This window comes from Xenorhabdus sp. Sc-CR9 (assembly GCF_963897815.1).
In the GTDB taxonomy this organism is placed as follows: Bacteria; Pseudomonadota; Gammaproteobacteria; order Enterobacterales; family Enterobacteriaceae; genus Xenorhabdus.
The window spans coordinates 1-682 of sequence record NZ_CAWQTY010000102.1; the positions used below are offsets into that span (position 1 = coordinate 1).

A 682-nucleotide genomic window follows, 5' to 3' on the forward strand; every position below is an offset into this window, starting at 1 on the left:
CACGAGTCGTATCGTGCATCAATTCGAGGGCGCGTTTTTGTTCTGGTGTCAGATGAATTTTCATGGCTGCAAGCATGATCGGGTTTGGATAAGAAATCAAGCATCTTCAATGGCGATTGGTATATATAGTGGCGGTTAGAAACTTGGCTAACTAATTCAGCTACAATACTTCCAAGTAATTTTTCCTGACCCAATGGACGATAAATAAGTGCATCAATACCTTCAGAAGGAACGCCCAATACGATCATCTTGTCATTCACTTCAATTTCAACCACCTTTTGCTGTTTCTCATCTCGATCCAACACAGTAATATCTTGGCCTGAATAATTTCGGATCATATCACGCCAGATAATTTCAACCTGAGAAGGATCAATCTCCGCAATAAAAGTACTATTTTCCTGAACAGCCCGATTAAATAAATAATCAGGGAATAAAGGTACTGCACGATTGAGCCCTAATCCAGACGCATGGCGAGGATTAATTTCTGTCGCAAAAAATTCACTGCCTGTCCATATTCCATCAAGGCTGAAAATTCCCCGATAATCGGCCTCCTCTGCAGGGCGCGAGCATACTTTTTTAACATCTATTGAATGAAAATTAATAGCATGATCTAATTAGCCTTATTTCTCTTCTAATCGCTTACCTATGACCCTGATTGAACATTTATCCGTTGTTAAAGAAA

1 protein-coding gene is annotated in these 682 nt (G+C 39.7%); it reads right to left on the reverse strand.

All coding sequences use genetic code 11. The annotated features are described in order from the left end of the window. Positions 1-338: hypothetical protein (locus AACQ81_RS04750; RefSeq protein WP_237388508.1), on the reverse strand; the 338-nt coding region annotated here is incomplete at its 3' end. Positions 339-682 lie beyond the last annotated feature (344 nt).